General features: G+C 65.7%; 11 protein-coding genes. 10 read left to right on the top strand and 1 reads right to left on the bottom strand.

The window, feature by feature from the left end; translation table 11 throughout:
- The 10 genes from ACIQ51_RS13595 to ACIQ51_RS13550 all read left to right on the top strand — a co-directional run.
- On the top strand, positions 1–322 hold a 322-nt coding region (locus ACIQ51_RS13595), incomplete at its 5' end, for an HU family DNA-binding protein (RefSeq protein ID WP_396205598.1).
- A 176-nt stretch (positions 323–498) separates the two neighbouring features.
- Entirely contained in the window at positions 499–741 is a 243-nt protein-coding gene (locus ACIQ51_RS13590; RefSeq protein ID WP_396205597.1) for a MoaD/ThiS family protein, read from the top strand.
- Position 742: 1 nt separating this feature from the next.
- The gene (locus tag ACIQ51_RS13585) at positions 743–1,237 is read left to right on the top strand and encodes a molybdenum cofactor biosynthesis protein MoaE (protein WP_396205596.1); all 495 of its coding nucleotides are present in this window, start codon (positions 743–745) and stop codon (positions 1,235–1,237) included.
- A complete protein-coding gene (gene moaA / locus ACIQ51_RS13580; protein ID WP_396205595.1) occupies positions 1,237–2,208 on the top strand; it encodes a GTP 3',8-cyclase MoaA in 972 nt (323 codons plus the stop codon). The genes ACIQ51_RS13585 and moaA overlap by 1 nt, the downstream gene beginning before the upstream one ends.
- Positions 2,209–2,427: 219 nt before the next feature.
- Positions 2,428–3,357: a malate dehydrogenase gene (gene mdh / locus ACIQ51_RS13575; RefSeq protein WP_396205594.1), complete on the top strand. Its 930-nt coding sequence runs from the start codon at positions 2,428–2,430 to the stop codon at positions 3,355–3,357.
- 62 nt (positions 3,358–3,419) lie between these two features.
- Positions 3,420–4,136, top strand: a complete 717-nt coding sequence (locus tag ACIQ51_RS13570) for a succinate dehydrogenase cytochrome b subunit (RefSeq protein ID WP_396205593.1) — start codon at positions 3,420–3,422, stop codon at positions 4,134–4,136.
- Between the two features lies 1 nt (position 4,137).
- Positions 4,138–6,051, top strand: coding sequence for a fumarate reductase/succinate dehydrogenase flavoprotein subunit (locus tag ACIQ51_RS13565; protein WP_396205592.1), 1,914 nt, complete (start codon positions 4,138–4,140; stop codon positions 6,049–6,051).
- Positions 6,051–6,824: a succinate dehydrogenase/fumarate reductase iron-sulfur subunit gene (locus ACIQ51_RS13560; protein ID WP_396205591.1), complete on the top strand. Its 774-nt coding sequence runs from the start codon at positions 6,051–6,053 to the stop codon at positions 6,822–6,824. The genes ACIQ51_RS13565 and ACIQ51_RS13560 overlap by 1 nt, the downstream gene beginning before the upstream one ends.
- A gap of 89 nt (positions 6,825–6,913) precedes the next feature.
- On the top strand, positions 6,914–7,756 hold the full coding sequence (locus ACIQ51_RS13555; protein WP_396205590.1) for a c-type cytochrome: 843 nt from the start codon (positions 6,914–6,916) through the stop codon (positions 7,754–7,756).
- Positions 7,753–8,382: a hypothetical protein gene (locus tag ACIQ51_RS13550; protein WP_396205589.1), complete on the top strand. Its 630-nt coding sequence runs from the start codon at positions 7,753–7,755 to the stop codon at positions 8,380–8,382. Before ACIQ51_RS13555 ends, ACIQ51_RS13550 begins: the two co-directional genes overlap by 4 nt.
- Before the next feature lie 149 nt (positions 8,383–8,531).
- Here the strand turns inward: ACIQ51_RS13550 and dcd are convergent, their stop codons facing one another.
- Positions 8,532–9,086, bottom strand: coding sequence for a dCTP deaminase (gene dcd, locus ACIQ51_RS13545; protein ID WP_396205599.1), 555 nt, complete (start codon positions 9,084–9,086; stop codon positions 8,532–8,534).
- Positions 9,087–9,258: the final 172 nt, after the last annotated feature.

Genomic DNA, 9,258 nt, shown 5'->3' with positions numbered 1-9,258 from the left:
TGATCTGGTCGAGAACGTCACGGCTCGCATCGCCCGAACCGCCGGTCCGACCATCTCTAAGAAAGACTGCGCGCGTGTCGTGGATGCCTTCCTCGATGCGATAAAGGAAGCGCTCCAGGAGCAGAAGAACATCGAAGTCCGTGGCTTCGGAACCTTCAAGATCCGACAGCGCAAGACGCGCATGGCTCGCAATCCTCGCACCGGCTCGCCGGTTGAGGTCTCGGCCCGGCCCGTCCCTGTGTTCAAGCCCAGCAAGGAACTACGGGCCATGGTGGCCGGCATTGAGGCCCATCTCCTCGACGACGACGACGCCGACGAGTAGGGCGACGCGTAACGCCCCCCGAGGCGCCGCGCCTCCGCGATCCTCGCACCCCGCGTCCCCCTTTGGGCGCGGGGTGTTGTGCTGTGTTGGGTACCCGCGGGATGACCGCGAACGGGTGGGGCACGGCACTGGACCAGAAACCCGAATCGCTGCGCCGTCGCTATCTTGCCTTGGTCATGAGCGTTTCCGTCCTCCTCTTCGCCTCCTACGCCGATGCCTTCGGCACCCGGAGACTCGTCGTACCGGTGGCCGCCCCGTGTCCGGTCGGTGACGTGGTGCAGGCCATGCGAACCCTTCCCGGGGGCGACCGTCTGCCGGTGCGGCCACTCGTTGCGATCAATCAGGCGTACGCAGCGCTCGACTCGATCGTGCAGCCGAACGATGAGGTCGCGCTTATTCCGCCGGTGGCCGGTGGGTGACATGACGCCTCCGCACGCCGCCCCTGCGCCCAGGAGTCGGACACCGGCTCCCGCTGGGCTGCTTCACTCCGCGGTCACCACCGAACCAATCGATGTCGCGCGCCTCATCAGTGTGGCGCAAGCGTCGGGGATCGGAGCGCTTTCGGTCTTTCTCGGAACCGTGCGTGACCTCAATGACGGGCGTCCCGTGTTGGGCATGGCCTACGAGGCCTACGAAGCCATGGCCCAACGTGAGCTGGCCGCCGTGGCCGGCGAGGTCTGCGATGTCACGCCCGGCTTGAGGGTCGCGATCGAGCATCGTATCGGAACGCTCGGAATCGGCGAAGTGAGCGTGGCGATCGTGGCGGCGCACGCGCATCGTGGGCCCGCGCTCGAGGGCGCGAGGGCCATCATCGAGTCGCTCAAGCAGCGGGTCCCGATCTGGAAGTGCGAGCACTACGTGGACGGCGAGCGCGCGTGGGTGGACCCCACGAAGCCAGCGACCGGGGCAGGGTGATGCTCGACCAATTCGGCCGCCACATCGAGTACCTGCGCATTTCGATCACCGATCGCTGCAATTTTCGGTGCCAGTACTGCATGCCCGTTGAAGGGCTGCCGTGGCTCCCGAAGCAGGAGATCCTGCGCTACGAGGAGATCGCCGAGGTCGTCAGGCAGCTGGCGCCGCTTGGCCTCAAGCGCCTGCGGATCACCGGTGGTGAGCCCACGATCCGTCCCGATCTGCCGGCACTGATTCGCCTGCTCAAGGCGGTCCCTGGAATCGAGGACATCGCCCTGTCCACGAACGGCGTGAAACTGCCGCAACTGGCAGTGGATCTGGCGGCGGCGGGGCTGGATCGCGTGAATATCAGCGCCGACTCGCTCCAGCCGGAGCGTGTGGTGAAGATCGCGCGCCGAGATCTGGGGTTCGACCTCGTGCAGAGTGCCCTCGCGGCGCAACAGGCGGGAATCGGTCCCATCAAGATCAACGTGGTGGTGATGCGCGGCATCAACGACGACGAGATCGCCGACTTCGCCGCCCTCACGCGCGAACATCCGTGGCACGTGCGTTTCATCGAGTTGATGCCCGTGGGAGAACTGCGCGAGCTCACGTGGGACCACGTGGTCCCGAGTGACGAAGTACTGGCTCGGATACGCGCGATGGCCCCGCTCGAGGCGGATGCCGGACCGGCCAGGGGCAATGGGCCGGCCGTGTACTACCGCCTGCCCGGCGCCCCCGGCACGGTTGGGGTCATCACGCCGATGACGCACACGTACTGTGAGAGCTGCAACCGGGTACGGCTGACCGCCGACGGACGACTGCGGACCTGCCTGTTCGGGGATCATGAAGTGGTACTGCGCGACGCCCTCCGGCGGGGTGAGCCGCTTCGCCCCCTGTTCGAGCGGGCGCTGGCCGAGAAGCCCAAGGAGCATGCACTCCTCCAGATGCGCGTGGGCGGTCTGCGGGCCCTCAGCGAGGTCGGCGGGTAACTCGGCGTCTGCAATCGGTGGGCGTCTGGATGGCGGCCCCGATCGGACTACCGCGTCCGCATTGCTCGCGTTCGTGCACCGCTCTATGTTGCCCTCACGACACTCCCTGAACGTCCACCGCAGCTAACCGGTAATCGGCCTTTTTGCCGGCGCGGTGCGACGATCTTTCAACTCACGTCGCAGTTCTGCTTCGATAGCCGTTCGGAGATCCGGCACAACATGGTCAACAAGATCACGGTCGTTGGCGCGGGCAATGTGGGCGCCACCACGGCACAGCGCATCGCCGAGAAGTCGCTCGGTCGTACGGTGGTGATGGTGGACGTCGTCGAGGGGATCCCCCAGGGGAAGGGCCTCGATCAGTGGGAGTCGGCGCCGGTGGAGGGCTTCGACACGCGCGTCATCGGCACCAACGGATACGAGGAAACGGCAGGTTCAGACATCGTCGTTATCACCGCGGGCATTGCACGCAAGCCGGGCATGACGCGCGACGATCTGCTCAACACCAACGCCGGCATCGTCAAGTCGGTCGCTGAGCAGATCAAGGCCACGTCGCCCAAGGCGATCGTGATCGTGGTGTCGAACCCGCTCGACGTGATGTGCCATGTGGCGAAGGCCGTGACCGGCTTCCCGCGCGAGCGCGTGATCGGCATGGCCGGGGTGCTCGACACCGCGCGCTACCGGTCGTTCATCGCCGAAGCGCTCGATGTGTCGGTGCGTGACATCCAGGCCATGGTGCTTGGCGGTCACGGTGACACGATGGTTCCGCTCGTATCGTACACGACGATCAGCGGCATCCCGATCCGCCAGCTCATGGGTGAGGCGCAGCTCGCTGCGATCGTACAGCGCGCCCGCGACGGCGGTGCCGAGATCGTGAAGTATCTCAAGACCGGCTCGGCGTACTACGCGCCGTCGTCGGGCGCCGTCGAGATGGTCGATGCCATCGTGCACGATCGCAAGCGCATCCTCCCCTGCGCCGCGTGGCTGGAGGGCGAGTACGGCATGTCCGGTCTCTTCCTCGGCGTGCCGTGCAAGCTTGGCAAGAACGGCCTGGAGAAGGTGCTCGAGATTGAGCTCACCGCCGACGAGCGCGCGGCGCTCGAGCGGTCCGCGCAGGCCGTGCGCGAGCCGATGTCGGTCCTCTCCCTCTGATCCTGACGGAACCGGCGCGCTCACCACGGTGACTGCGCCGGTTTCCTCTTCTCACCCCACCTATGTACGCTCTCTCGCGTTTCTGGCAGAGCACGATCGGCAAGAAGATCGTGATGGCTGTGACGGGGATCATCGGGATCCTGTTCGTCCTTGGCCACATGTCGGGCAACTTCCTCATGTTCAGGGGACAGGGGGCAATGCACGACTACGCCCTTCTGCTCCGCACGAGCATGCCGCTGCTCTGGGCCATCCGCGTCGGCCTGCTGTGTGCCGTTGCACTGCATGCGGTGGCCGCCTATCAGCTCACGATGATCTCGCGCGCCGCACGTCCGGATGCCTATGCCGTGCGTCGACCGCAGGTCACCACCTTCGCAGCCAAGACGATCCGTTGGGGCGGTGTGCTGCTCCTCGTGTTCATCGTCTTCCACATCCTGCACATGACGCTGGGTACGGTGCACCCGCAGTTCACGCACCTCGACCCCTACAACAACGTGCGCACCGGCCTCGCCAACCCGGCCGTGGCCGCGTTCTACATTCTCGCGATGGCGGCGCTCGGGCTGCACCTGTTCCACGGCACCTGGGCCGCGGTGCGCACACTCGGTGCAGCGCGCCCGGCGGCGCAGCCGCTCAAGCGCACGTTGGCGCTCGTGCTGGCAATCGTCGTGGCCGGCGGATTCATCGCCATTCCGGTTGCCTCCCTGGCCGGCCTCTTCCCCGAAGCGCCCGCGCTGCAGGAAAGCGCTGCAGAAACCACCACGGCCGCGGCGGAGACGCACTGACATGCTCGATCTGAACAGCAAGATCCCCAGCGGTCCCCTCGAGCAGAAGTGGGACCAGCACCGCTTCTCGATGAAGCTGGTGAACCCCGCCAACAAGCGGAAGCATCACGTGATCGTGGTGGGTGCCGGCCTTGCCGGTGCCTCGGCGGCCGCCTCGATGGCGGAGCTCGGCTACAACGTGTCCTGCTTCGTGTTCCACGATTCGCCACGGCGCGCGCACTCGATTGCGGCTCAGGGCGGGATCAACGCCGCCAAGAATTATCAGAACGACGGCGATTCGGTGCGCCGCCTGTTCTACGACACCATCAAGGGCGGCGACTTCCGCGCCCGCGAGGCCAACGTGTATCGCCTCGCACAGGTGTCGGTGAACATCATCGACCAGTGCGTGGCACAGGGTGTGCCCTTCGCGCGCGAATACGGCGGCCTGCTGGCCAACCGCTCCTTCGGCGGCGCGCAGGTATCGCGTACGTTCTATGCGCGCGGACAGACCGGGCAGCAGCTGCTCCTTGGCGCGTATCAGGCGCTCGAGCGCCAGGTGGGGCTCAAGAAGGTGCAGATGCACACGTTCGAGGAGATGCTCGAGCTGGTGGTGATAGGTGGCCAGGCGCGTGGCATCGTTACGCGCAACCTGCTCACCGGCAAGATCACGTCGCATGCCGCCGACGCGGTGGTGCTCGCCACCGGCGGATACGGCAACGTGTTCTATTTGAGCACCAACGCCATGTACTCGAACGTCACGGCCACGTGGCGTGCCCACAAGAAGGGCGCGGCATTCGCCAACCCCTGCTACACCCAGATCCATCCCACCTGCATTCCCGTCAGCGGTGAGCATCAGTCCAAGCTCACGCTCATGTCCGAGTCGCTGCGCAATGACGGGCGCATCTGGGTGCCCAAGAAGCAGGGCGACAACCGGCCGCCGTCGCAGATTCCGGAAGCCGAGCGGGACTACTATCTCGAACGGAAGTATCCGAGCTTCGGCAACCTCGCGCCGCGCGACATTGCGTCGCGTGCCGCCAAGGAAGCGTGCGATGACGGCCGCGGCGTGGGCCCCGGCGGCCTCGGGGTATACCTCGATTTTAGCGACTCGATCAAGCGCCTCGGCAAGCAGACCATCGCTGAACGCTACGGGAACCTGTTCGACATGTATCAGCGCATCACGGACGAGAATCCGTACGAGCAGCCGATGCGCATCTACCCGGCCGTGCATTACACGATGGGCGGCCTCTGGGTGGACTACAACCTTATGAGCACGATCCCCGGCCTGCATGTGGCGGGTGAGGCCAACTTCTCCGATCACGGGGCCAACCGTCTCGGGGCGTCGGCACTCATGCAGGGGCTCGCAGACGGCTACTTCGTGCTGCCATACACGATCGGCGACTATCTGGCCAGCACCAAGCTGGAGAAGGTGGACACCTCGCACGCCGAGTTCCGTGCAGCCGAGCAGGCCGTGCGCGACCGGCAGAACAAGTTCCTCGGCATCAAGGGCAAGCGTACCGTCGACTCCTTCCACAAGGAGCTTGGCAAGGTGATGTGGGACTACTGTGGCATGGCGCGCGATCGCGAAGGGCTCAAGAAGGCGATCGGTCTCATCCAGACCCTCAAGCAGGAGTACTGGGAGAACGTGAACGTGCCGGGCAGCGGTGACTCGCTGAACCAGTCCCTCGAGAAGGCGGGTCGCGTGGCCGACTTCATCGAACTCGGTGAACTGATGTGCCGCGACGCGCTCGATCGTGAGGAGTCGTGCGGCGGTCACTTCCGCACCGAGTATCAGGAAGAGGGCGAGGCCAAGCGCAACGACGACGCGTATGCGTACGTCGCCGCTTGGGAATATGCCGGCGAAGGCAAGGATCCGATCCTCAACAAGGAACCGCTGGTGTACGAGAACGTGCACCTCTCCACGCGGAGCTACAAGTAATGAAGGTCACACTCAACGTCTGGCGTCAGCCGGCGGCGCAGGCGCCCGGCAAGCTGGAGACGTACGATCTCGACGGCGTGAGCGCCGACATGTCGTTCCTCGAGATGTTCGACATGCTCAACGAGAAGCTCACCCTTGAGGGGAAGGAGCCGATCGCGTTCTCGCACGATTGCCGTGAGGGGATCTGCGGATCGTGCGCCATGATGATCAACGGGCAGGCCCACGGCCCCTGGAAGGGCACGGCCACCTGCCAGTTGCACATGCGGGCGTTCAAGGACGGGGACATCATCACGGTCGAGCCGTGGCGTGCCTCCCCGTTCCCGATCGTGAAGGATCTCGTGGTGAACCGCGGGTCGTTCGACCGCATCATTCAGGCAGGCGGCTACGTGTCGGTCAACACCGGCGGCGCGCGCGATGCCAACGAAATCCTCATCGGCAAGGATGTGCTGGAAGAGGCGATGGACGCCGCGGCGTGCATCGGCTGCGGTGCCTGTGTGGCGGCGTGTCCGAACGCGTCGGCATCGCTCTTCACCGGTGCCAAGATCTCGCACCTCGGACACCTTCCGCAGGGGCAGCCGGAGCGTGACAAGCGCGCACTGGCGATGGTGGAAACCATGGACCTCGAGGGCTTCGGTCACTGCACGCTGGCGGGCGAGTGCCAGGAGGCGTGCCCGAAGGAGATCAGCATCGACGTGATCAAGCGGATGAACCGCGACTATCTCGTGGCGAGTGCAAAGCGGCAGGAGCCGCGTGCGGTCGCCGGGTCGGGCTGAGCTGCCTGCTGGGGCAGCCACCTCAGGCGGGAAGACGAACGGCGTTGGCACCTCGGGTGCTGGCGCCGCTTCGCTTTTCGGCGCATGCTATGGGCATGGTCATCTCACCACGACGCGCACTGCTCAGTCTCGGGCTGCTCCTGATCGCGGTCTCGCGCGTCGACGCGCAGGCGCGTGGCAATACCACGCGCGGCAATGCCACGCGTGGTTTGGCGCTGCTCTCGGCGTTCGGAGATTCGCTCCCGGCACACAGGGGCAACGACCTCCGCTGCGTGAGCTGCCATCTCGAAAACGGCACGCGGGGCCGCGCTATGTCATGGGTAGGGACCGCCTCGCGCTATCCGCGCTATCGTAGTCGTCCCGGCACCGCAGAATCGCTTGCGCAGCGCATCAACGAATGCATCGCCCGCAGCCTGGCCGGGCGCATGCTGCACGAGGAGAGCCGCGAGATGCGCGACATGATCGCGTACATCACATCGCTCGATGCGAAACCACGGCCACCGGCCGTGGACACCGTCAAGCTGGTCGGGAACGTGGCGCGGGGCGGAGCTGGCTATGCGGCCACGTGTGCGCGATGCCACGGTGCAGACGGGCAGGGGATGAAGGCCATCGCGCCCGCCGTGTGGGGAGCCGGGAGCTACTCGATCGGCGCAGGGCTGGCCCGCCAAACCATGCTCGCCACCTTCCTGCGTCACAACATGCCTTTCGACGGCGTGGAGGCCCTCTCGCCGCAACGCGCCGCCGATATCGCGGCCTTCGTGCTTACCAAGGCACGCCAGGACCACCCCGGCAAGGAGCGTGACTGGCCCAAGGGTGATCCCCCGGCCGACGTGGCCTACACCACGACGGCCGCACGAAAGGCAGGGCTCAGCACGCCTGCCCCCCGTCCACTGCTTCGCCGCCGCGTCTCTCCAGACTCCCTGTCCCGATGACACCACTTCGCCCCTCGCAGCCCCGTCGCGATTTCCTTGCCCGTCTGGCGACACTCGGTGCCTCGCTCGGCATGGTTGCGCCACACACCGTCGCCGCGTCCAACGCGCCGGGTACGGCCGGCGACGATCCGTGGGTCTCGCGGCTGCGCGGGACCCATCGGGTGGTCTTCCATTCCCACATGCCCACCGAGGGGCTGGCTTTGCGGTGGGCCCAGACATTCCTCGACACGCAGACGTCCGCCTACGGGGTGGCGGAGCATGCCATGAGCGTGCTCGTGGGGCTGAATGGCCGTTCGGTCGGCTGGTTCTTCAACGATGCCATGTGGGCGAAGTACCCGACGATCGGGGAGGTCATGGGGGCGCCGGGCAGCCGTAACCCGCAGAGCGGGGCCATCGCGGCGCTTGCCGCGCGCAACGTGATCCTGCTGGCGTGCGCGAACTCGATCCGGGCCTCAGGGCAGCGCTTTCTCCCGGAACCCGCCCGCAATGAGGCGTCGACCCGTACCGCGTTTGCCGACGACGTGCGGGCGAATCTGATCGCGGGGGTTGAGGTCGTGCCGGCGATGATCGTGACGCTGCAGCAGGCGCAGGACAGAGGCTGCCGGTACATCTACGCGGGCGGATGAACCGTGCGAGGTGAGCAACAAGAAGGTGAGAGATGAACCTCGGCGGGTTCACCTCTCACCTTCTGTATAGTTGATACGTCACCTCGATCCGGGCTCACGGCTCCGCCTCACCCCGTCGGCTCTGGATCGCCCCGCTCGCGGTGCGCCGCTCAGATACGGGGCAGGGTCACGCCGTGCTGGCCCTGGTACTTCCCCTTTTTGTCCCCGTAGCTCACCTCCGGATCCTCGTCACCCGTAAGGAACACCACCTGCGCGATGCCCTCGTTCGAATAGATCTTCGCGGGGAGGGGCGTGGTGTTGGAGATTTCGAGCGTCACGTAGCCTTCCCACTCGGGTTCGAAGGGGGTGACGTTGGTGATGATGCCACAGCGCGCATACGTGCTCTTGCCGACGGTCAACGTGAGCACGTTACGGGGGATGCGGAAGTACTCCACGCTGCGGGCGAGCGCGAACGAGTTTGGGGGCACGATGCAGACATCGCCTTCGAACTCCACGAAGCTCTTCGGGTCGAACTGCTTGGGGTCGACAATCGAGCTGAGCGCATTCGTGAAGATCCGGTACTCGGATGCCACGCGCATGTCGTAGCCGTACGAGCTCACGCCGTACGAGATGACTCCCTGACGGACCTGACGATCCTCGAACGGTTCGATCATGCCGTGTTCGCGCGCCATGCGCGTGATCCAGCGATCTGAGCAGAGCCCCATGAGCGTGTCGATGAGCAAGAGGTGGCAGCGACGGATTTGGACCGATCGGTCCAAACACCTGGGCGCGTAACGCGCCGAAACCACGGGGTAAGCTAGTTCTGTCTCGCGAACCCTGCCAAGTCGGGTTCGCCGGTTACTTCGGTCAAAAAGAATTCCGCGTGCCGTTGAGGGT

Source organism: Gemmatimonas sp. (assembly GCF_044344655.1).
Taxonomy (GTDB): domain Bacteria; phylum Gemmatimonadota; class Gemmatimonadetes; order Gemmatimonadales; family Gemmatimonadaceae; genus Gemmatimonas.
Note: the sequence above shows the minus strand (reverse complement) of the source record. Positions and strands in the feature narration are given on the sequence as shown.

Coding starts and splice junctions, on each gene's coding strand:
- ACIQ51_RS13590 (WP_396205597.1), top strand. CDS start 499: ATGAGCGTTTCCGTCCTCCTCTTCGCCTCCTACGCCGATGCCTTCGGC.
- ACIQ51_RS13585 (WP_396205596.1), top strand. CDS start 743: ATGACGCCTCCGCACGCCGCCCCTGCGCCCAGGAGTCGGACACCGGCT.
- moaA (WP_396205595.1), top strand. CDS start 1,237: ATGCTCGACCAATTCGGCCGCCACATCGAGTACCTGCGCATTTCGATC.
- mdh (WP_396205594.1), top strand. CDS start 2,428: ATGGTCAACAAGATCACGGTCGTTGGCGCGGGCAATGTGGGCGCCACC.
- ACIQ51_RS13570 (WP_396205593.1), top strand. CDS start 3,420: ATGTACGCTCTCTCGCGTTTCTGGCAGAGCACGATCGGCAAGAAGATC.
- ACIQ51_RS13565 (WP_396205592.1), top strand. CDS start 4,138: ATGCTCGATCTGAACAGCAAGATCCCCAGCGGTCCCCTCGAGCAGAAG.
- ACIQ51_RS13560 (WP_396205591.1), top strand. CDS start 6,051: ATGAAGGTCACACTCAACGTCTGGCGTCAGCCGGCGGCGCAGGCGCCC.
- ACIQ51_RS13555 (WP_396205590.1), top strand. CDS start 6,914: ATGGGCATGGTCATCTCACCACGACGCGCACTGCTCAGTCTCGGGCTG.
- ACIQ51_RS13550 (WP_396205589.1), top strand. CDS start 7,753: ATGACACCACTTCGCCCCTCGCAGCCCCGTCGCGATTTCCTTGCCCGT.
- dcd (WP_396205599.1), bottom strand. CDS start 9,086: ATGGGGCTCTGCTCAGATCGCTGGATCACGCGCATGGCGCGCGAACAC.